Raw genomic sequence first — 20,503 nt, forward strand, 5'->3', positions numbered from 1 at the left:
CGGTCGGGCCCGGACGAGACGCCCGGTCAGGCCGGCAACTCGTGGTAGCGACCGCGGTAGTGCAACAGCGGCACGGACTCCTCGGCCAGGTCGACGGCCTCGATCGTGGCCTCGACCAGCAGGCCCCAGCCGTACTCCCGGGCGGTGTCCAGCCGGCACCCGGCCCAGCCGCCGCCGTCCGCCGGGACCGGCCCGTACGACGTCTCGACCCAGTCGCCGGTGGCGAACAGCCCGCCCGGGGCCGGAAAGAGGCCGGCGAACCGGTCGGCGAGCTGCCGGTGTGGCGGGCCGAGCGGCGTGACCGCGAACCGCCCCGACTCCTCGACGGCCGCCCAGAGGTCGGACTCCGGGTCGATCAACCCGAGCAGTCGGTCCGGTTCCCCCTCGGCCACCAGGGTCGACGAGACCGTCAGCCCGGCCGGACCGGGTGCCGTCCAGAGGGTCACCGGTGCGGCGAGCCGACCACGCAGCCGGCGTACCGGCGACCGTTGCCCGGTCGGCACCGCGAACGGATCGGTGTGGTGGATCTCGGCACCCGGCTCATGATTCACGTGAAACATTGTGCCGCCCCGGCCCCGCGCCCAACCAAGGAAGCGCTCGTGCAGGTCGGCGGGTCGCCCGTGGAGCCGGGTGAGCTGAGCGCCGGCCTCCGTCATCAGGGCACCCAGGTAGACCAGCAGCCCCACCCGGTCGTGCCGGTACTCGGCGAGCAGCGCCAGCCGAGCCGGCTGGCACGGCCAGGGCGCCCCGCAGCCGCGACACCGCCAGAGCGGCCGCATCGGCAGGTGCGGCCTGCTCACCACCGACGCCCTCCGTCCCACGCCACGATCCGAGCAACTTCCCGGAAGCTGCTGCCTCCGGCACCTGGGAGGCACCAGAAACCCTGATGTTGCGCGGATCTCGGCAACGAGCATCGGGTGCGGGCGGCCGCGCCGGTGACACGACGCTTCCGGTCGGCGCAGCTCACCACCGACCGCCGTTCGCGCGCCAGGTCTGCGCCGGGGTCAGCCAACCGGCCCGGCCCGGTCGTGGCATGGCCACCGTCGGCCCGACCGCCCACGCAGGCGGCCGAGCGGGCACGCCCGGCGGCGTTTCCGCGCCGGGCACCGCCGCCGGTGCTGCAGGCTCCCTTCTCCGGTACGACCACAGCGCCCCGTTCCTGCCCCGGATGAACCCGAACATGGCTGATCTCCTCCCGGTCGACGAGGGCCGCCCCGGCCGGGGGATGACCGGGGCGGCCCGAACGCAGGACCCGATCGCCGGGACGTCGCCTCCACCGGCCGGGCCGCGTGCCCTCCACCCTGGACGGAAAGGCGCGGACGCGGGAGGATGCCAGGGCTTACTACACAGCGCAGTCGCGTACTTACCGGAGAGGTAAGGATGAACGTCGAAATGTGGGTACGGGCGTTGAAGGCCGCCCGGGCCGGTGCCGAGGTGTCCCAGGAGGCGTTGGCGACCGCCACGAAGTGGAGTCCGTCGACGGTCGCGGCCATCGAGACCGGCCGACGTCGACCGACAATGGAGTTCGCGGTAGCCGCCGACGAGGCCCTGGCAACCGGCGGCCTCCTCGCCGAACTGTTGCGTGCTGCCGATCGCCAGCGGCTGCCGACGTGGTTCATTCCGTGGCGCAACCACGAGGAGCAGGCGATCAGGCTCTGCGAGTTCGAGCCGTGCCTGATTCCGGGGCTCCTGCAGACCGAGGACTACGCCCGCGCTGTCATTTCCGCTGGTGGACTGAATCCCACCAAGGTGGTGGACGAGCTGGTCACGGTCCGGATGGAACGACAGCAGTTGTGGCAGCGGGCGGAGTCGCCGCAATGCGTCTTCGTCCTCGACGAGACGGCTCTCCGCCGCCCGGTCGGCGGGCCGGCGGTACTGGACGCTCAGCTCGGTCGGCTGATGGAACTCGCCGTCATGCCGAGCGTCAGACTCCACATCGTGCCGCTCGACGCCGGAGCTCACGTCGGACTGACCGGCGGCTTCCTGCTCGCTGAACTGCCCGACGGGGAACGGGTCACCTATGTCGAAGACGTGGCTCGTGGACACGTCATCGACGACCCGGACGTCGTGCGTCTGATTGGTCGGAAATGGGATAGCCTGCTCGGCGAGGCATTGTCCACAAGCGCCTCGCTGGATCTGATCCGGAAGCTGAAGGTGACGCCATGACCGTTCCTCAACCCCGCTGGCGGACGTCGACCAGGTCTGGCGACACCGGCGGAGCCTGCGTCGAGGTGGCGGACAACGTGCCTGGCGTTGTGCTGGTCCGGGACAGCAAGGACCGTTCCGGCCCGATTCTCACCTTCGCTCCGGCTGCCTGGCGTGACTTCATCACCGCCGCTGGCCGCCGCGCCGGTTAACGACGCGGGGTGACAGTGGCCAGCAGTTCCGGCAAGCGTCGGTCCAGCACGTCGCCGGCCAGGTACGCGCCCAGCAGCGCCGCGCCCAACCCGTAGGCGACGCCGACCGGCAGGGCCAGCCAGAGCCACGCGTCACCGAGCAGCGCGGCGGCCACCACCATCGGCACCCCGGCGACCGCCGAGACGACCATGGCCAGCAGGGTGAGCAGCCCCTTCGCCAGGCCCGCGCCGCTGTTCATCGCGAACGGGTTGCTCGTCTCCGGCAGCGAGTACGCCCCGAGCACCGAGACGAAACCGGTCACCGCCAAGCCGGCACCGTAGGTGGCGGTCAGGCTGCCCGCCATCAGGCCGATCCACCCCGGACGCCCGAGCAGCGTCGACAGCACCACCGAGACGACCACCAGCATCGGCAGCACGTACAACGAGAACGCGGTCATCCGCGCCTGCAGCTCCAGCCGGCCGGGTACGCCGGCCACCACGTTCGCCGCGTACGCGCTGCCATCGAAGCCGAACTGGTTGGCCAGGGTGACCGCGGCGACAACGCCCACGACGACCATGGAGAGCGTGACCACGACCGGCGAGTTGTCGTTGGCATTCGTCGCCGGACCCGAGCCGTCGCCGGCCACGAACCCCGCGCCACCCAGGTTGACCATCACGGGTACGAAGATGCCGACCACCGCGATCGTGATCAGGTTGGCCCGGCGGCGCGCGTCCCGCCACCAGTAACGGGCCTCCCGGGCGACCAGGGCACCGAACCGGTCCCGGCGGGCCCAACCGGCGACCCGGGGAAACAGCTGGGCGACCGCGCCACCGTCGACCCCACGTCGTGCCGGGGCCTTACCGGCGCTCGCCGCACCCACCATCGCCGACTCCAGCGAACGGGACCACCAGGCCAGCAGGGCGACGAGCGCCACCACCGTGATCAGCAACTTGACCGGTGCCGCCCACACCCGCCCCTGGGCCACGTCGATGCCGGCGGTCCACGGCGCGCCCAACGGCGTCCAACCGATGACCGTCGCCACACCGGCCAGCCGGTCCCAGTCCGCCTCGCGCAGCGCGGCGAGGCCGAAGATCTGCAACGGGCCGAGCAACGCGGCGACCACCGCCAACAGCACGGCCGCCAGGTCGCGGACCCGTCGGGACCGCAGCATGGTGGCGAAGGCGCTGGTCACCGCCCGGCTGGCGGCCACACAGAGCAGCAGCCCGGCGAGCACCCCCACGACGGCGACCAACCCCGCCGACCAGCCACCCAACGACGAGGCGGTCAACACCAGCCCGGACGCCGCGACCAGCACCGCCACCACCGGCACGCTGATCAGGGCCGCCACGAACAGGCCGGTCACCAACGTGCGCCGGGGCAGCGGCAGCAGCGCGAACCGGGCCGGGTCGAGTGTCTCGTCCACGCCGAAGAAGACAAGTGGCAGCAGCAGCCAACCGAGCACCAGCAGCCCGCCGCCGGCCGCCGCGACCAGCACCGCGTACCGGCCGTTGCCGGTCAGGCCGGGCGCGGCGAAGAGGAAGAACCCGCTGGCGGCGAACCACAGCCCGAGCAACGCGCCGCCGACGAACATGGCGATCCGCCAGCCCTGGCCCCGGAAGTTGTTGCCCATCACCCGCAGCTTCAGCCGCACGAAGTGGCGGGCGGAGACCGGCCGGGCCGGTGCGGCGGCGGTGGCGTCAGCGCTCACCGGGAGAGCCACGACAACTCCTCGCCGGTCGCGGTGCGCCCGCCGACCACCTCGACGAAGACCTGCTCCAACGAGCGGTCGCCACGGACCTCGTCGATGGTCCCGACCCGCTTGATGGTGCCGCTGGCCAGGATCGCCACGTGCGAGCAGAGCCGCTCGACGACCTCCATCACGTGACTGGAGAACACCACAGTGCCGCCACCGGCCGCGTAGCGGGTGAGGATGTCCCGGATCAGCGCCGCGGAGACCGGGTCGACCGCCTCGAACGGCTCGTCCAACACCAGCACCCGGGGACCGTGCAGCAGCGCGCAGGCCAGGCCGATCTTCTTCTTCATGCCCGCCGAGTAGTCCACCACCAGGGTCCGACCGGCGTCACCGAGCGCCAGCACGTCCAGCAGCTCGGCGGCCCGCTGGTCGACGACCGCCGGGTCCATCCCCCGCAACAAGCCGTTGTACGCGAGCAGCTCCGCCCCGGTCAGCCTGTCGAACAGCCGAACCCCGTCGGGCATCACGCCGAGCAACCGCTTGGCGGTCACCGGGTCCTGCCAGACGTCGTGCCCGAGCACCCAGGCCGAGCCGGCATCCGGACGCAGCAACCCGACCGCCATCGACAGGGTGGTGGTCTTTCCGGCGCCGTTCGGGCCGAGCAGGCCGTAGAAGGAGCCGGCGGGGACGTCCAGGTCGACGCCGGCCACCGCGATCGTGCCGTCGAACCGCTTGGCCAGGCCACGCAGTGCGAGCGCGGGGTGCTCAACAGTCATGCGCCGACGTTATCCGTCGACAGCCAGTTCCGCCCTCCGGCGGCGGACGGACCCGCGTCCTCCTGGAGGCGTAGCTGGTAGCAATCTCTCGACTTCTGAAGTAGTGTTGATATCGTGTCGATGCCCTTGGAATCCGTGCCGTTTTCGGAGCTGCTACGGCAGCCGGCCGAGACTGCAGAACGGCTCTCCCGTGCCCGTGCAGTGCGGCTGCGCCGCCGCGACGCCGCTGACCTGGTGCTGATGTCCGCCGACCGGGCGGCAGCGGAGGGCGAAGTGGTGGACCTGACCGCCCGCCTGCTGGCGAGCGTCGTACGCCGGGATCCGACCTTGGTGCGTGAGGCGTTGCCTACCGTGCTGCCGTGGGTGCGATTCCTGCCGCCAGAAGACCGCGAACAGATGACCGCCGAATTCGTCGAGACAGCGGAGGCGGCGGCGTCGGTGGGAAATACCGCGGCCGTCTCGCAGTTGCTCACCGAGTGGCGAAACAGCGCCGAAATCCACGCTGACCCCGACCTGCACCGGGTCCTGGCCGCACCCAGCTCCGACGACTTCGGGGCAGTGCCCCGCCCAACCGCCGAGTGAGCGCCAAACGAGGCGATCGGGCGGCGCCACCGGCCCGCCCCGGCGGTTACCTGCTGCGATTCGCCACGAACGACGCGGCCAAGGGCTGGGAGGAGCTGTGCCGTCAGGCCGCCGCCAACACCCGCGCTGCCTTCGACGCCATCGAGTCCACCCCGTGCCCGTCCCCACCGACAACCCGACAACACCCCCTGAAAGGCTCCCTCGCCACCGCTGAGCACAACGGGAAAACACTCCCGCAGTGGCAGTACGAGGTGACCGCTGGCGGTCGCGTCTGGTACCTCCCCGACCACGACACCCGCACCTGCTGGATCAAGCACGCCGGCACGGGCCACCCCAGAGCCACCAGCTGAACATCCCCGATCGTCTGGGCGCTTCCCGGGCAGGGCGGGCTACATCCGGAGGGCTTCCGGGGTGTGCAGGCGGAGCATGGTGGCGGCGATGTCGGCCGGGGCCCGCCTGCGGGTCGCCATCGACACGGCGACCATCACGGTGAAGGCCAGTGGCACCGTCCAGGCGGCCGGCTGCGCGATCAGCGTGGCCGGCCAACCAGACAGCGGCGGGCCGAGCACGGTGACCAGCACCGCGCCGATCGCCGCGCCGCCGCCGACCACCACACCCGCGGCGGCGCCCACGTCGGTCAGCCCGCGCCACCAGATGCCGAGCACCAGCAGCGGGCAGAAGCTCGACGCGGCGACCGCGAAGGCCAGCCCGACGACCTGCGACACGTCCAGCCCGGAGACGTGCAGTGCCAGCACCGCCGGCACACCACCGGCGATGACGGTGGCGAGCCGGAAACCGCGTACCGAGCCCCGACCGAGCACGTCCGTCGAGATCACCCCGGCGACGCTGGTCAGCAGGCCGGACGAGGTGGAGAGGAACGCCGCGAACGCGCCCGCGGCGACCAGCGCGGCGAGCAGCCGCCCGACCAGCCCGTCACCCAGGGCCGCGCCGGGTAGCAGCACCACCACCGCGTCGGTCTGGCCGCTGAGCAGCAGTTGCGGGGTGTAGATCCGGCCGAGGACCCCGTACAGGGTGGGCAGCAGGTAGAAAACGCCGACCAGGGCCAGCACGACCAGGGTGGTCCGGCGGGCCGCCGCGCCGTCCGGGTTGGTGTAGAAGCGCACCAGCACGTGCGGCAGGCCCATGGTGCCCAGGAACGTGGCCAGGATCAGCGAGTACGTGGCGAACAGGCCCCGGTCGTCGGCACCTGCGGCGCTGGGCAGCAACCAGTCGTTGGCGTCGGTGGCCGCACCGGACACCGCCGGCACCGGGTCACCGGCGGCGAAGGTCAGCTCGTCGCCGGGGCGTACCTCCCGGATGTCGCCGTCGGGCAGGGTGAGGGTCGCCCGGTGCTCGACCACGACGGTGGTCGCGGCCCGGAACGTCGGCCCGTCGGGTGGGGTCACCGCCGGGCGGCCGTCGGCCTGCCACTGCAACGCCAGGAAGATCACCGGTACGGCGAGAGCGGTCAGCTTGAGCCAGTACTGGAACGCCTGCACGAAGGTGATCGCGCGCATCCCGCCCAGCGCCACGTTCGCGGTGACAACGGCCGCCACCAGCAGGGCACCGAGGGGGTACGGGGAGCCGGCCACCGTGGCCAGGGTCAGCCCGGCGCCCTGGAGCTGCGGCACCAGGTACAGCCAACCGATGAAGATCACGAAGGCGGTGGCCAGGATGCGGAGTCGACGTGAGCCCAGCCGCAGCTCGCAGAAGTCGGGCAGGGTGAACGCACCGGAGCGGCGCAGCGGCGCGGCCACGAACAGCAGCAGGGCCAGATAGCCGGCGGCGAAGCCGACCGGGTACCAGAGCACGTCCACGCCGTACTTGAGGACCAGCCCGGCGATGCCCAGGAAGCTCGCCGCCGACAGGTACTCCCCGCCGATGGCGGCGGCGTTCCACGTCGGACTGATCGCCCGGGACGCCACCAGGAAGTCGGACGTGGTCCGGGCCAACCGCAGCCCGTAGAAGCCGATCCCGACGGTGACCAGGGTGACCGCGACGATGGCCGGGACCACGAAGTCGTTGCCCACTCAGCGCTCCGGCCGTTGCACCAGGTCGGTGAAGTCCTGCTCGTTGCGTTCGGCCAGCCGCACGTACGCCCAGCCCACGGCGATCAGGAACGGGAAGGACGCCACCCCGAGCAGCAGCCAGGGCAGGTTGACGCCGGCCACGGTGGTCCGGCCGAGCGAGGGCGCGATCGCGAACAGCCAGGGCAGCCCACCCAACCCGATGGCCACCACCAGGGACAGCCGCAGCGCCAACGCGAGTTGAGCCCGGACCAGGCCGCGGACCAGCGCCTCGCCGACCTGGGTCTGCTGGGCCAGCTCGGTGCGGGTCCGCTCGGCGCGGGTGTCCTGCCGGGTGATCTCGGCCAGCACGATCCGGGACCGCCGGGGCGGCGGCACCGCAGCGCCTGACCCCACGTCCGGGAGTTGCTTGGCCACCCCGGCAGTCTCGCCGGCCGTACGCGATTGTCAAGCAGTGCGGTGTGCACATCGGTGGGTGGCGTTGTGCATAACCTGTGGAGAACCGCTCACGCCTGTGGATAACTCGGGGATCACCCCGGCTGGCGTGTGGGAACTCCCGAGGCTCGTTGTGGACAACCGACCGAGCTGTCAGGGTGGTCCGGTAGAGAGGAGGTGTGACGGTGACCAACCCTGCCCGGCCCGGCTGGGGCGACGCCTGGACGGTGGACGACCTCCAAAGCCTTCCCGAGGACGACCAGGTCTACGAGATCTTCGACGGGAGCCTGCTCGTGTCCCCCCATGCGGACGTCTTCCATGGCGCGGTCGCCAACCGCCTCCGCCGTACCCTCGACCGGCAGGCCCCCGCCGGTGTGCTCGTCGGTCAGGACATCGGGGTCAGCGCGAAACGCTCGTCGTACTTCGTGCCTGATCTCTTCGTCGCCACGGAGAGCGCACTGGACAGCGGCGGCGCCGCGCTCGACCCGGCCGACGTGCTCCTCGTCGTCGAGGTGATCTCGCCAAGTAACGCCGGCCGCGACCTGGTCCTCAAACGTCACGAGTACGCGGCCGTCGGCATTCCGCTCTACTGGTTGGTGGAGCCCCGCAAGCAGACCCTGACCGTGCTGGTGAATGGCGTGGGCGGCTACCGCGAGCAGGTCGTTCTGCCGGTCGGCGAGGTCTACCGCGCCGAGCGGCCGTTCCCTCTCACCCTGCCGCTGGCCGACATCTTCTGACCCGTCACCGGGAGCCGCCCGCCCGCCCCGTCGACTGTCAGCCCAGGCCGATGCGCTCCGGCCGGGCCGAGGCGGAGCCGAGCCAGGTGTGCGGGTTGCCGTGCCAGCACCAGCCCAGCTTGGGCGCGCCCTGGCTGATCCAGAGCGCCGGCACCCGCCTGTCGCCGCAGCGGGAGCCGATCAGCGAGAAGCACCTGTTGCTCGCCAACGCGGCCGGGTGCAGCGTGATGAAGGCGAGCCCTTCGTCGATGCTGAGCGGCAGCCGGCCCTGCGCGGTGATCCCCTCCAGGGCGGTGGCCGGGGCCAGGTTGCGGTACTCCTCGCCCCGGTCGACGTCGAAGAGCAGGTACGCCGGCCCGGCGGGCACCTCCAACTCCTTGATCGGGTCGAAGCGGGGCAGGTCGTCCTCGGCGTAGTGCCGGTCGACGACGCCGGGCTTGCGCTTGCCGGCCAGTGTGGTCAGCGCCACCCGTTCCGGCACCCCGATCAGGTCCCGGGTGATGACCAGCAGGAACGGCACCCGGGCGTCGGTGGGGGCGGGCAGCCCGGCGGTGCCCTCGACCGCAGTGGCCCGCAGTGGCGCGACCAGGTCGCGGAAGGCGTTCTCAGTCAGCCCGGCGAGGGCGGGATAGCCGAGCTGCACCAGTCGGTCGAGTTGGTTGTCGAACTCGGATTCGGCGTTGAACGGGGTCTCGGTCACGCAGGCCTCCCGGAAGTCGTACGGTCTATCGTACAACGTACGGCAAACCGCTTCTCATTCCCGGCTCAGCGACTCCAGTCCTGTTTCGCGGCCCTGACCAGCTTGTCCTTCAACTCCCTGGTGTGCCGCCGGCTCACCGGCAGCTCGGTGGAGTCGATCACCACCACGTAGCCGGAGTTGACCAGTCGCAACTCCGCGATCAACTTCAACTGCACCAGGTACGACCGGTGCACCCGGACAAAACCGGCATCGGCCCAGCGCTCCGCGAGCGTGGCCAGCGAGACCCGCACCAGGTGCGACCCCTCCGCGGTGTGCAACCGGGCGTAGTCGCCCTGCGCCTCCACCCACCGCACCGCCGAGCGGGGCAGCATCCGGGTGGTGCCGGCCAACTCGATGGGGATGGTCGGGTCCTCCTCCGCGCGGGCCAACGCCGCCGGATGCGACGGCACCACCCGCGAGCCGATCACCCGGCGCAACGACTCGGCCAGCCGATCGGCGCGAACCGGTTTCCGCACGTAGTCGGTGGCGCCCAGATCGAAGGCGTCCACCGCGCCGTCGTCGTACGCGGTGACGAACACGATCGCCGGTGGGCGGGCGAAGCGGCGCAGCACCCGGGCCAGCTCCATGCCGTCCAGGCCGGGCATCCGGATGTCCAGGAAGACCACGTCCACGTCGGCGTCGCGCAACAACCGCAACGCCTCGGTGGCGTCGGAGGCCGTGTGCAGCCGGGCCACCCGGGGATCGGCCCGCAGGTGGTACGCCAACTCGTCGAGCGCGGGCGGTTCGTCGTCGACGGCGAGGACGCGCAGGAAACCGGACGCGTTCACCACGCCCGTCCCGGCTCGCTCGCTCACGAGCCGGCCCGCACGCCGGGGTGGAACTTCGGCACCCGCATGCTCACCTTCGTACCCGAACCCAGCCCGGTCTCCACGACCAGACCGAACCGGTCACCGAAGACCGAGCGCAACCGCTCGTCGACGTTGGAGAGGCCGACGTGCTGGCCCGTGTCGTCACCCGGGTCGCCGATGCCGTGGGCCAGCTCGGCGATGCCGGCGGTCAGCGTGGTCGGATCCATTCCCACTCCGTCGTCCTCCACCGTGATGTGACATTCGGCCCCCGCGTCCCGGGCCTCGATGCTCACCATGCCCGTGCCCGGCTTGCGGGACAACCCGTGGCGGACGGCGTTCTCCACCAACGGTTGGAGGCAGAGGAACGGCAGCGTCACCGGCAGCACCTCCGGGGCGATCTGCAACCGCACCTGCAACCGGTCGCCGAACCGGGCCCGCTCGATGGTCAGGTACCGGTCGATCGACCGCAGCTCCTCGGCCAGCGTGGTGAACTCCCCGTGCGCCCGGAACGAGTACCTGGTGAACTCCGCGAACTCCAGGATCAGCTCCCGGGCCCGCTCCGGGTCGGTGCGCACGAACGAGCCGATCGCGGTCAGCGCGTTGTAGATGAAGTGCGGGCTGATCTGGGCCCGCAACGCCCGGATCTCGGCGCGGGCCAGCCGCTCCCGCGACGAGTCCAACTCGGCCAGGGCGAGCTGGTTGCCGGCCCAGTGCGCCGTCTCCAGGGTGGCCTGCACCAACCCCGGAGGCGGTGGGCTGTCGGCGACCGCCACCAGCGCGCCCACCACCCGGCCGTCCGCCCCCAGCAACGGTGCGACCACCGCCCCCCGGATCGGGCAGTCCACCCGGTCGCAGTGCAGATCCTGCTCACCCAGCACCGTCGAACGGCCGGTGTCCACCGTCCGCCGGGCCGCCGCGAGCAGTTGCTCCCCGTGGTGCGTGCCGCGCCCGTCCAGGGCCAGCAACCGGTCGGCGTCGGTGAGCGCCAGACCGGCCGCGCCCACCAGAGCCCGCAGATGACGTACGGCCTTCGCCGCGCCCGCCTCGCTCAACCCCGCGCGCAGCGGCTCGGCGGCCAGCCCGGCGGTGTGCAGCACCTCGTAGGTGGCCCGCTGGGTGGCGGTGGCGATGCCCCGGCGGGCCCGCAGCCGCAGCACCGCCAACAGGGCCGCGGTCAGCGCGGTGACGAGTGAGACGACGCCGACCACGGCGGAGAGGTTGGCAGCCACGCAGCGATCCTCGCCCCTGCGGGCCGGCGCGCCAACCCTCTAGTACGCGCCCTTGCGGGCGAGCACCACCCCGACCGTGCGCCACAGGATGCTCAGGTCGTACGCGAGCGACCAGTTGTCGACGTAGTAGAGGTCCAGTCGGACCGACTCGTCCCAGGACAGATCGGAGCGGCCGGAGACCTGCCACAGCCCGGTCATGCCGGGGCGGACCAGCAGGCGGCGGCGCACGTCACCCAGGAAGTCGCCGTCGTCGGCCGGCAGCGGGCGGGGCCCGACCAGCGACATCTCGCCCCAGAGCACGTTGATCAGCTGGGGCAGCTCGTCCAGCGAGGTGGCCCGCAGGAAACGACCGACCGGGAAGACCCGCGGGTCCTCCTTCATCTTGAACAGCATGCCGTCGGTGTCGTTCCGGTCGACCAGGCTGGCCAGCCGCTCCTCGGCGTTGACGTACATGGTCCGGAACTTCCACACCCGGAACGTGCGCCCCTCGTGCCCCACCCGGGGCTGCCGGAAGAAGACCGGCCCGGGGTCGGAGATCCGGATCGCCACGCCGATGGCCACGAAGAGCGGGATCAGCAGCAGCAGACCGAGGCCTGCGGCGACCCGGTCCAGCAGGTTCTTGGCCAGCAGTGCCGGCCCGGAAAGGGTCGGCTCCTCGACGTGCAGCAGCGGCAGACCCTCGATCGGCCGGATGTGCACCCGGGGGCCGGCGATGTCGGTGAGCTGCGGGGCGACCACCAGGTCGACACCGGAACCCTCCAGCTGCCAGGCCAGCCGCCGCAGCTCGCCCGGCTCGGCGCTGGCCGACCCGCAGACGGCGATGGTGTCTCCGCCGACCTCACGGACCAGGGCCAGCACGTCCCGGCCGGAGTAGACCGGCACCGGGGTCGGCATCCCCCGGGCCGCCGCGTACCCGTTGGTGATGTGGATGGCGACGGGCATCAGCCCGGCGGACGGGCTGCGGGTGACCGCCGCGTAGACCTCCAGGCACTCCGGCAGGGTGCCGACCAGCACCATCCGGTGCGCGGCCTGGCCGGCCTGCCGGCGGATGTAGTGCAGGGCCCAGCGGGCCACGAACCGGCCCCAGAGGATCAGCAGCGCCGCACCGACCAGCGCGGTGCCCACGGTGAACCGGGAGAGCTGGGTCACTGTGGCGAAGGCGAGGAAGGAGACGCTCGCGGCCACCGTCACCGACGCCCGGATGACCCGCTTGTACTCGTCGGGCCCGAGCCCCAGATAGCGCCGGTCGTACGCCCGGTTGCCCCAGAGGATGACGACCCAGCCGAGCGGGAGCAGAAGGTAGGAGATGGTGTGGAACCAGGTCGGGTCCTGCTTGGTGCCGGAGAACCCGGAGGCGGCCTGGTCGAAGAGCTGGATGGCGATCCAGCTGGCGAACGCGGCCGCGCCGAAGTCGAGCAGGACCAGGATCGCCGTGTAGGGGCGGTGCCAACGGGAGACACGACGTCGCGCCCTGGCCCACGCCGACCGGGGTACACCGTTGTGCGTAGTCGGCGTCGGCGGCTGGATCTCGAAGCTGTCGACGTGCCGCACGAGTCTGCTCCGGCCTTCGTTGGATACCGGGCGCTGGAGGCTTGCCGTCACCTCACCCATGTCCTCCCGCATGACACGGGCCGCTCACTCGGCGTGAAGGCCCGGGTCGCCCACCGTCCCAGTCTCCCACGCGAGCCCGACCGGTTGCCGCCCCGAAGGAGATTGGCGACCGATGGTTACGGTGGGATCTGGCCGGCTCCACACCATTTCAGAAGCCGGGGACCGGGCCACTATACCGATGGATACCCGAGCGGCGGGACCGGCGGACCGGAGCTTCGGCACAGTGAGGGCGAATCCACTCCGTGATCACCGAGTGTAATTACTCACCGTACGAGGCGGGACAACCGACGGTCAGCGAGCGGCTTCCCGCCGGTCTGGCAGGTCGGGCAGTACTGGAGGCTGGAGTCGGCGAACGACACCTCGCGCACGGTGTCCCCGCACACCGGGCAGGGCAGACCGGTCCGCGCGTGCACCTTCAGACCCGAACGCTTCTCGCCCTTGAGTTCGGCGGCCCGCTGACCGAGGGACCGCTCGACCGCGTCACCGAGGACCTGCCGGGTGGCGGCGTGCAACGTGGCGAGCTGGGCGTCGGTGAGCCGATCGGTGATCGCGAACGGCGACAGCTTCGCCGCGTGCAGGATCTCGTCGGAGTACGCGTTGCCCACGCCGGACAGCACCGACTGGTCGGTCAGCACCCCCTTGACCTGCCCCCGCCGGCTCCGCAACCGCTCGGTGAAGGTGGGCAGGTCCGCGGCGAGCGCGTCCGGGCCCAGCTTGGCCACCCCGGGGACCGCCGCGAGGTCGGTGACCAGGTACGCCGCCAGCTTCTTCTGGGTGCCCGCCTCGGTGAGGTCGAAGCCGGAACCGTCGTCGAGGCGTACCCGCACCGCGATCGGGCCCTTGCCCGGGCGTAGTGGTGTGGTGGCGGGGAACGCCTCCCGGTAGTGCAGCCAGCCCGCCCGCGCCAGATGCACCACCAGGTGCAGGCCACCCTCGAAGAGGACATCGAGGAACTTTCCGTGCCGACTGGCATCGACCACCGCCCGGCCGGCGACCTCGGTCGGCGCCGGCTCGTACGTCTTCAGGGCACTGATCGCGGCGATCTCCAGCCGATCGACACGCCGCCCCACCGCGCGCTGTCGCAGGTAACCCGCGAGCGCCTCAACCTCCGGTAGCTCGGGCACGACCCAACGGTAGCCTTCTTTCCCGTGAGAATCGTGGTGGCGCACAACCGGTACCGGGAAGCCCAGCCCTCCGGTGAGAACACGATCGTCGACTCGGAGATCGCTCAGCTCACCGCCGCTGGCGTCGAGGTGCTGCCCTTCATCCGTAGTTCGGACGAGATCCCGTCGATGTCGAAGGCGGCGAAGGCGCTGCTGCCGATCTCGCCGATCTGGGCTCCGCGCGCCCAGCACGACCTGAGCCGCCTGCTCATCGAGCACCGGCCGGACGTTCTGCACCTGCACAACCCGTACCCCCTGCTCTCGCCCTGGGTGGTGCGGACCGCGCACCGACACGGCGTGCCGGTGGTGCAGACGGTGCACAACTACCGGCAGGTCTGCTCCTCGGGGATCTACTTCCGCGACGGGGTGATCTGCCAGGACTGCAAGGGTCGGGCGTTGGGGGTGCCGGCGATCAAGCACCGCTGCTACCGCGACTCGGCGGCGCAGAGCGCGCTGATGGCGACCACCCTGGCCGTGCACCGGGGCACCTGGCGCTCGGTGGACCGGTACATCGCGCTCACCTCGGCGATCGCCGACCACCTGCGCGACTACGGCATCCCGGACGAGCGCATCGTGGTGAAGCCGAACTCCGTACCCGATCCGGGTCGGCCGGCGCCGCTCGGTGACGGGTTCCTCTTCATGGCCCGGCTCTCCCCGGAGAAGGGCGTCGACCTGCTGCTGGACGCCTGGCGTCGGCACCCGGTGGGCTCGCTGGGCACGCTGCGGGTGGCCGGCGACGGCGAGTTGCGCCACCTGGTGGAGGCAGCCGCCGCCGAGCGGCCCGACGTGGTGTACCTCGGTCAGCTCGACCGGGCCGGCGTGCAGGCCGCGGTCGAGGCGAGCGCTGTGGTGATCGCCGCCGCGATGTGGCACGACGTGCTACCCACCGTGATCATCGAGGCGTTGGCGAGCGGCCGGCCGGTGCTCGGTACGGCGTTGGGCGGCATTCCGTACCTGGTCGGGGCCGACGCCCCGCACGAGCCCGCCGGCACCGGCCCGGCCGCCGTCGCCTCAACGGTCGCCTCACCTGTCGCGTCCGAGGTCGCCTCGCCGATCGCCCCCGGGGGCGGGCGGTCGGCGATGCCGGCCGGTATCGCTCAGGGCGAGGCCGGTTGGGTGGTCGCGCCGGAGCCAGCCGCGCTCGCAGCCGCCCTGCCGGTCGCCCGCGCCGGTGCGCCCGGACTGGCCTCGCCCGCCCGCGCCCGCTACGAGCGCACCTTCCACCCCGACGTCGTCACCAAGCGGCTCATCGACATCTACGCGGGCCTGTCCCGTACCCCCCACCACGTCTGAACCCGCGCCGCTCGCCGCCCCGCCGCCGGCTTGAGGCAGCAACTTCAGGGTTGTTGCGGTGTGCCGGCGGCTGGAGGCAGCAACACCAGGGAAGTTGTGTGGATCTTGGAGCGGGGTCGGGGCGGATGCCCGGCGGGCGGGGCGGGCCCGGCGGGCGGGGCGGTCAGCGCAGGGAGGCGCGGGCGGAGAAGGCGATGCTCGCGAGCAGGAAGCCGCCGTTGACGATGGTGAACGCGACCATCACCCAGAGGACCAGAGCGGGTGCCACAGCCAGCACCAGGGCGGCCACGAAGATCACCGCGCCGTAGTCGCGGACCAGCTTCACCAGACGGACCGGCAGTGAGGTCGAGGTGACCATGCTGGCGGCGTTCGGGCCGGATTGCATCACCGACGTCACCAGGTTGACCATCCAGGTGCCCGCGAACGTCGCCACCAGCCAGGTCGGGGTGGACGACTCCTGTGCCACAGCGGTGGCGGCCAGCGCGGCGACCAGCGCGATCTGCGCGGCCACGTCGCAGAGCACGTCGACCCGGGCGCCGGCCGCGCTGCCCTGGCCGGTCACCCGGGCGAGCTGCCCGTCCGCGCAGTCCAGTGAGTACGCCACCTGCCAGCCGATCAGGGCGAGCAGACCAATCAGCCAGGCCGGTACGTCCCCGGCGGCGACCGGGCCGGCGAGCGCCACCACGGTGACGGAGGTGGCCAGCCCGAGCACCAGGTTGGTGATGGTCAACGCTGTCGGTCGCAGCCCGAGCCGCTGGGCCACCAGCGCGAAGACGGCCCCCAGCCACTGGCTGATCGACTCGCTGAACAGGCCGCCACCCCGGTTGACCCGGTGGAAGTCGGCGATGGTGGGACGGGGGTCAGCCAAGCTGGTCGCGGATTGCACCGGCGTAGTCTGCCAGCCGTTCCCGGGTCTCGGTAGGCGACAGTGCCAGGTGTTCGAGGATGGTGTACCGGTCCGGGCGGGTACGTGGCGCGAACTGGACCGCCTCGATGAACTGGTCGTCGGTGAGCGCGACCTCGGCGGGGAGCCGGGGCAGGCCGTGTCGGGCCAGGCAGGCCGACATCTCGCCGAAGCGGCGGAGGTCGCCGCGCAGCCAGGTGCAGAACAGCGCGCCCAGGCCGGCCAGCTCACCGTGTGAGGCGGTGCCGGGGAAGAGCGAGTCGACCGCGTGCATGATCTCGTGGCAGCCGCCGCTGCACGGGCGGCTGGTGCCGTCGACAGCCATCGCCAGGCCGCTGGAGATCAGCGCCTCGGCCAGCACTGTGACGAACGCGTCGTCCGTCATGTCGCCCGGATGGTTGAGCACCGCCTCGGCGCCCGCCCGCGAGAGCGAGGCCGCCAGCCCGTCGACCGGCTCGCCGCGTACCTGGCGGGACAGCTCCCAGTCGGCCAGCGCGCTGATGTTGCTGACCACGTCACCGATGCCGGCGCGGTTGTGCCGGTCCGGACCGCTGTCCACGAAGTCCAGGTCGACGATCACCCCGATCGGGATGTGCACGCCGTAGGAGCCCTTGATCCCGTCGGTGATCAGGCTGGCCACCGGGGAGGCGATCCCGTCGTTGGCGAGGCTGGTCGCCACCGACACCATCGGCAGCCCGCGTCGGGTGGCCGCGTACTTGGCCACGTCGATGGTCTTGCCGCCGCCGATGCCCACCACCGCGTCGTACGACCGGGCGCGGAGTTTCCCGCCCAGGTCGTCGGCGGCGTCCAACGTCCCGCCAGAGACGGTGAAGACGTCCGCCGAGCGCAGCGACGGTCGGATCAGCTCAGCGATCTGGGCACCCTGACCCGGGCCGACCACCACCGCGACGTCGCCCCCGGAGGAGATCCGCCCGTCGGCCAGGATCGCGCCCAGATCGGCGACCGCCCCGCGCCGCACGTCGATGTGTAGCGGGGTGAGGACGCTACGAGCTAGTAGCGGCACGCGATCTCCCGCGCGCGGGCCAGGTCGGCGTGGTTGTCGACCTCGACCCACGGGACGTCACCGATCGGCGCCGCCCGCACCTCCCCGCCCCGGTCGGAGAACTCCTGGTAGCCGTCCTCGTAGTAGAGGTTCGGGTCCCGTCGCCAGGTCGCCTCCAACGCGTCGGCGAGGGCGTCGGCGACCTGCGGCTCGATCAGCGTCGCGCCGATGTACTCCCCGTACGCCTCGCCCGGGTCCATGATCTTGGTGATCCGGGTGAGCTGGCCGGCGGCGTCGAAGGTGGTCTTCATCTCCTCCTCGGCCAGCGCCTTGAGGGTGTCCACGGCGAGCAGGATGCCCGGACCACGCTCGGCGAGCAGGGTCTTCTCCACGCTCACCGGGTGCACGGTGTCCCCGTTGACCAGCAGCACCCCGCGCGCGAAGTACTCCCGGGCCAGCCAGAGCGAGTAGGCGTTGTTCCACTCCTCGGCCTTGTCGTTGTGCACCAGGGTGAGCGTGACCCCGTACTTCTTCTCCAGGTCGGCCTGCCGGTCGCGGACCGCGTCCGCCGCGTAGCCGACGACGATCACGATGTCGGTGAGCCCGACCTCGGCGAGGTTGCCCAGCGCGATGTCCAGGATCGTCGTCTCGCCGTCCACCGGCACCAACGCCTTGGGCAGGGTGTCGGTGTACGGGCGCAGCCGTCGTCCCGCGCCGGCCGCGAGCACCATTCCGATCATCGCGACATCCTCCCTCGTCCTGCTCCGGTCACCGCTGGAGGATAGCCCCGGCCGGGTGCGCCGCTCCGGCCAACCGGTCAGCCGGGCAACGCCGCCAGGTCGGCGAGCATGGTCAGCCGCTCCTCCGCGCCGAGCGTGGCGTACGGGCCGGCGGCCCGCCGGTCGGTCTCCAGTTCGATGGCGAGCCGTTCGGGGCCGGGCGGCAGGGCGGCGATGCTCGACGCGGTGTGCCCGGCGGCGGCCCAGGCGGCGGCGTGCGCGTCGGCCCGGTGGTGTCGCAGCGCGCCGAGCCGGTTGAGCAGCAGCACGCCGGACGGGGTGCCGTCCGGTTCGTACGGGGGCGCCAGCGCGGCGAAGGCCGACCCGCCCCGGTCCTCTTCCTCGTCGGCCAGCACCAGGGCGTACGACAGCAGTCGGCCGAGCACGGCTACCAGTCGGGCCACCCGGTCGTCGTGACCGGCCCACAGCTCCTCGGTGACCTCGGCGTGCACCTGATAGAGCTCGGTGAGGAAGGCGGCGCCGCGTTCGGTGGCGGAGAGGGTGCCGTCCGGGCTGCGGTAGATCATCCCGTGGGCCACCTGCTTGTCCACGGCTCGCCGGCAGACGACCGGGTCGTGGTAGCGGGTGATCGCCGCGAACCCGGGCCCGTCGACGGTGCCACCGGGTGCGGCCAGTCGGGTGCGCAGGTCGACCAGGAAGCCGGTCGCCGTGACCCCGCCGTAGCGCTGGGACAACTCGGCGCCACCACCGTCCCGGCCGGCCAGCATGCCGGCGCGGAAGGTCCGGTCCACCGCCGGTGCGAGCAGCCCGGCGATCCGGTGGGGCGCCAGCGCGACGGTGTTCACAGACCGATCGACCGGAGGACGGCGAAGCCCTCCTCCGCGATCCGCCGGATCAGCCCGTCGTTGACGTCGCGGTGCTCGTCGAGCACTGTCAGCTCGTGCTCGGCCAGCCAGCGGTACTCGGTGTGCTTACCGGCTTCCAGCCTCGGGCGGTCGAGGTCACCGTCGACGCGGACCAGAAAGTCGTGTTCGGTCCGGGCCAGGCCGTCGTCGCCGACGTAGCTGTACTCGCCCACCTGGCCCAGCACGTGCGAGAGGACCCAACCGGTCTCCTCGGTGATCTCCCGGCGGAGCGCCTCGCCGATGTCCTCGCCCGGCTCCAGGTGGCCGCCGACGATGTCCCAGCAGTTGGGGAACAGGCGTCGGTGTGGTGAGCGGCGCTGGAAGAAGATGCGGCCGTCATGGTCGACGATCAGCGCGCCGGCGCAGCGCAGGGGCTCGGTGGACACCATCCGACAGTAGCCAGCGTCCGCAGCTTGTGCGATGCCGCTCTTGTCCCGGAAACATCCACCGACCACCATGTCTGTACCGAATGCCACCGTCCCAAAGGAGTGATGCGTGATGCAGGTACGGGATGCGATGTCCAGCCAGGTCCTCGTCGTCGGTCCGGAGCACACGCTCCGCCAGGCGGCCCGGATGATGTCGGCCCGTGGTGTCGGGTCGGCGGTCGTGATCGACCCGGATTCCGAGGGCGTGGGGATCATGACCGAACGCGACGTGTTGAAGGCCATCGGCGCCGGCCTCGACTGCGACGTGGAACGCACCGGTGCCCATCTGACCTGGGACGTTGTCTACGCGGGGCCGGAGTGGACAGTGGCCGAGGCCGCCGCCGCGATGGCCCGGGGCGGGTTCCGGCACCTGGTGGTGCTGGACGGCCGGGAGGTCGCCGGCGTGATCTCGGTGCGGGACATCATGCGGGTCTGGTCGGAGAACCAGGCGGTCGCCACGACCTGACCGGGGTGGCACGACCTGACCGGGGGTGGTGTGCCGCGCCGGATCGATGGGTAGACATCCCCTTGCGGGCGCGGAGATGCCGTGGCCCGCGGGGGAGGTCCCGATGCGCGACGCGGAACGGCTGGTCGAGCAGCAGTACGCGATGCTCCTGCGTCGGGACGTGGCCCGGTTGCCGGATCTCTACGCACCGGAGGCGTTCTACGCCATGCCGGGCGTGACGGTCCGCCCGATCGAGCTGCCCGCGCTGCTGCGCACCTGGACCGGCGCCTTCGGAGATCTGCGGGTCGACCCGATGGGTTCGGTCCGCACCGGTGGGGGCGCGGCGGTCGAGCTGCGGCTGACCGGCACCCACACCGGCACCCTGCACTCCCCGTACGGCACCGTCGCGCCCACCGGCCGGGTGGTGAGCTGGGAGGTGGCCGACGTGGTCCGGGCCCGCAAGGGCCGGATCACCGCCTGGCGTTCCTACTTCGACTGGAGTCAGCTTCTCGACGCGCTCGGCGTGCAGCTGGGGGGACTTTCCCGGGCCGCGCAGCACGACGCGCTCGCCCTTCCGGTCTGATCTGCCGCCGACCGGTCCGGCGGGGTCACCCGACCCGGTGGCTCAGGATGCGGACATCGCCGTGCCG

23 protein-coding genes are annotated in these 20,503 nt (G+C 71.7%); 8 read left to right on the forward strand and 15 right to left on the reverse strand.

Annotation, left to right across the window (positions count from 1 at the left end):
* Positions 1-26 precede the first annotated feature (26 nt).
* Complete coding sequence (locus QCZ28_RS16960; protein WP_210865623.1) at positions 27-779, reverse strand: flavin reductase family protein; 753 nt, start codon at positions 777-779, stop codon at positions 27-29.
* Positions 780-1,380: 601 nt separating this feature from the next.
* Between QCZ28_RS16960 and QCZ28_RS16965 the strand changes: the two genes are divergently transcribed.
* Together QCZ28_RS16965 and QCZ28_RS16970 are read left to right on the forward strand one after the other, a co-directional pair.
* Positions 1,381-2,166 carry a helix-turn-helix transcriptional regulator gene (locus QCZ28_RS16965; protein ID WP_347815109.1) on the forward strand — a complete coding sequence of 262 codons (786 nt, stop codon included), beginning with the start codon at positions 1,381-1,383 and terminating at the stop codon, positions 2,164-2,166.
* The gene (locus QCZ28_RS16970; RefSeq protein WP_279517542.1) at positions 2,163-2,357 is read left to right on the forward strand and encodes a DUF397 domain-containing protein; all 195 of its coding nucleotides are present in this window, start codon (positions 2,163-2,165) and stop codon (positions 2,355-2,357) included. Before QCZ28_RS16965 ends, QCZ28_RS16970 begins: the two co-directional genes overlap by 4 nt.
* Here the strand turns inward: QCZ28_RS16970 and QCZ28_RS16975 are convergent.
* Positions 2,354-4,045: an ABC transporter permease gene (locus QCZ28_RS16975; protein WP_279517601.1), complete on the reverse strand. Its 1,692-nt coding sequence runs from the start codon at positions 4,043-4,045 to the stop codon at positions 2,354-2,356. The genes QCZ28_RS16970 and QCZ28_RS16975 overlap by 4 nt on opposite strands.
* Positions 4,042-4,806 (reverse strand): ABC transporter ATP-binding protein, encoded by a 765-nt coding sequence (locus QCZ28_RS16980; RefSeq protein WP_030331674.1) that lies wholly within the window; start codon positions 4,804-4,806, stop codon positions 4,042-4,044. Before QCZ28_RS16980 ends, QCZ28_RS16975 begins: the two co-directional genes overlap by 4 nt.
* A gap of 135 nt (positions 4,807-4,941) precedes the next feature.
* Between QCZ28_RS16980 and QCZ28_RS16985 the strand changes: the two genes are divergently transcribed.
* On the forward strand, positions 4,942-5,388 hold the full coding sequence (locus tag QCZ28_RS16985) for a hypothetical protein (RefSeq protein ID WP_279517543.1): 447 nt from the start codon (positions 4,942-4,944) through the stop codon (positions 5,386-5,388).
* Positions 5,385-5,738 carry a hypothetical protein gene (locus QCZ28_RS16990; protein ID WP_279517544.1) on the forward strand — a complete coding sequence of 118 codons (354 nt, stop codon included), beginning with the start codon at positions 5,385-5,387 and terminating at the stop codon, positions 5,736-5,738. Before QCZ28_RS16985 ends, QCZ28_RS16990 begins: the two co-directional genes overlap by 4 nt.
* 39 nt (positions 5,739-5,777) lie before the next feature.
* On the opposite strand, the gene QCZ28_RS16995 is transcribed toward QCZ28_RS16990, so the two are convergent.
* Complete coding sequence (locus QCZ28_RS16995) at positions 5,778-7,418, reverse strand: cation acetate symporter (protein ID WP_279517545.1); 1,641 nt, start codon at positions 7,416-7,418, stop codon at positions 5,778-5,780.
* On the reverse strand, positions 7,419-7,832 hold the full coding sequence (locus QCZ28_RS17000) for a hypothetical protein (RefSeq protein ID WP_245233621.1): 414 nt from the start codon (positions 7,830-7,832) through the stop codon (positions 7,419-7,421).
* A 203-nt stretch (positions 7,833-8,035) separates the two neighbouring features.
* Here QCZ28_RS17000 and QCZ28_RS17005 point away from each other — a divergent pair, with 203 nt between their 5' ends.
* On the forward strand, positions 8,036-8,587 hold the full coding sequence (locus QCZ28_RS17005; RefSeq protein WP_279517546.1) for a Uma2 family endonuclease: 552 nt from the start codon (positions 8,036-8,038) through the stop codon (positions 8,585-8,587).
* 37 nt (positions 8,588-8,624) lie between these two features.
* Here the strand turns inward: QCZ28_RS17005 and QCZ28_RS17010 are convergent, their stop codons facing one another.
* From QCZ28_RS17010 to QCZ28_RS17030, 5 genes are all read right to left on the reverse strand, one after another.
* Positions 8,625-9,287 carry a DUF5701 family protein gene (locus tag QCZ28_RS17010; RefSeq protein ID WP_279517547.1) on the reverse strand — a complete coding sequence of 221 codons (663 nt, stop codon included), beginning with the start codon at positions 9,285-9,287 and terminating at the stop codon, positions 8,625-8,627.
* Positions 9,288-9,352: 65 nt separating this feature from the next.
* Positions 9,353-10,114 (reverse strand): LytTR family DNA-binding domain-containing protein, encoded by a 762-nt coding sequence (locus QCZ28_RS17015; RefSeq protein ID WP_030331664.1) that lies wholly within the window; start codon positions 10,112-10,114, stop codon positions 9,353-9,355.
* A 23-nt stretch (positions 10,115-10,137) separates the two neighbouring features.
* Positions 10,138-11,364 carry a histidine kinase gene (locus QCZ28_RS17020; RefSeq protein WP_279517548.1) on the reverse strand — a complete coding sequence of 409 codons (1,227 nt, stop codon included), beginning with the start codon at positions 11,362-11,364 and terminating at the stop codon, positions 10,138-10,140.
* A 39-nt stretch (positions 11,365-11,403) separates the two neighbouring features.
* A complete protein-coding gene (locus QCZ28_RS17025; protein ID WP_279517602.1) occupies positions 11,404-12,975 on the reverse strand; it encodes a sugar transferase in 1,572 nt (523 codons plus the stop codon).
* A gap of 263 nt (positions 12,976-13,238) precedes the next feature.
* Entirely contained in the window at positions 13,239-14,099 is an 861-nt protein-coding gene (locus tag QCZ28_RS17030) for a DNA-formamidopyrimidine glycosylase family protein (RefSeq protein ID WP_030331658.1), read from the reverse strand.
* 24 nt (positions 14,100-14,123) lie between these two features.
* Between QCZ28_RS17030 and QCZ28_RS17035 the strand changes: the two genes are divergently transcribed.
* Complete coding sequence (locus QCZ28_RS17035) at positions 14,124-15,431, forward strand: glycosyltransferase family 4 protein (RefSeq protein WP_279517549.1); 1,308 nt, start codon at positions 14,124-14,126, stop codon at positions 15,429-15,431.
* A gap of 163 nt (positions 15,432-15,594) precedes the next feature.
* On the opposite strand, the gene QCZ28_RS17040 is transcribed toward QCZ28_RS17035, so the two are convergent.
* The 5 genes from QCZ28_RS17040 to QCZ28_RS17060 all read right to left on the reverse strand — a co-directional run bounded on the left by QCZ28_RS17040 (position 15,595) and on the right by QCZ28_RS17060 (position 19,372).
* Entirely contained in the window at positions 15,595-16,317 is a 723-nt protein-coding gene (locus tag QCZ28_RS17040) for a CDP-alcohol phosphatidyltransferase family protein (protein ID WP_279517550.1), read from the reverse strand.
* Positions 16,292-17,359, reverse strand: coding sequence for an iron-containing alcohol dehydrogenase family protein (locus QCZ28_RS17045; protein WP_279517551.1), 1,068 nt, complete (start codon positions 17,357-17,359; stop codon positions 16,292-16,294). Before QCZ28_RS17045 ends, QCZ28_RS17040 begins: the two co-directional genes overlap by 26 nt.
* Positions 17,347-18,078: a phosphocholine cytidylyltransferase family protein gene (locus tag QCZ28_RS17050; RefSeq protein WP_279517552.1), complete on the reverse strand. Its 732-nt coding sequence runs from the start codon at positions 18,076-18,078 to the stop codon at positions 17,347-17,349. Before QCZ28_RS17050 ends, QCZ28_RS17045 begins: the two co-directional genes overlap by 13 nt.
* Positions 18,079-18,155: 77 nt before the next feature.
* Positions 18,156-18,923, reverse strand: a complete 768-nt coding sequence (locus tag QCZ28_RS17055; RefSeq protein ID WP_279517553.1) for a hypothetical protein — start codon at positions 18,921-18,923, stop codon at positions 18,156-18,158.
* Positions 18,920-19,372: an NUDIX domain-containing protein gene (locus QCZ28_RS17060; RefSeq protein ID WP_279517554.1), complete on the reverse strand. Its 453-nt coding sequence runs from the start codon at positions 19,370-19,372 to the stop codon at positions 18,920-18,922. Before QCZ28_RS17060 ends, QCZ28_RS17055 begins: the two co-directional genes overlap by 4 nt.
* A gap of 109 nt (positions 19,373-19,481) precedes the next feature.
* On the opposite strand from QCZ28_RS17060, the gene QCZ28_RS17065 reads away from it, so the two are divergent.
* Positions 19,482-19,874, forward strand: coding sequence for a CBS domain-containing protein (locus QCZ28_RS17065; protein WP_030331644.1), 393 nt, complete (start codon positions 19,482-19,484; stop codon positions 19,872-19,874).
* 103 nt (positions 19,875-19,977) lie between these two features.
* On the forward strand, positions 19,978-20,436 hold the full coding sequence (locus tag QCZ28_RS17070; RefSeq protein ID WP_210865575.1) for an ester cyclase: 459 nt from the start codon (positions 19,978-19,980) through the stop codon (positions 20,434-20,436).
* Positions 20,437-20,503: the final 67 nt, after the last annotated feature.

This window comes from Micromonospora sp. DH14, assembly GCF_029809455.1.
Taxonomy (GTDB): Bacteria; Actinomycetota; Actinomycetes; order Mycobacteriales; family Micromonosporaceae; genus Micromonospora; species Micromonospora parva.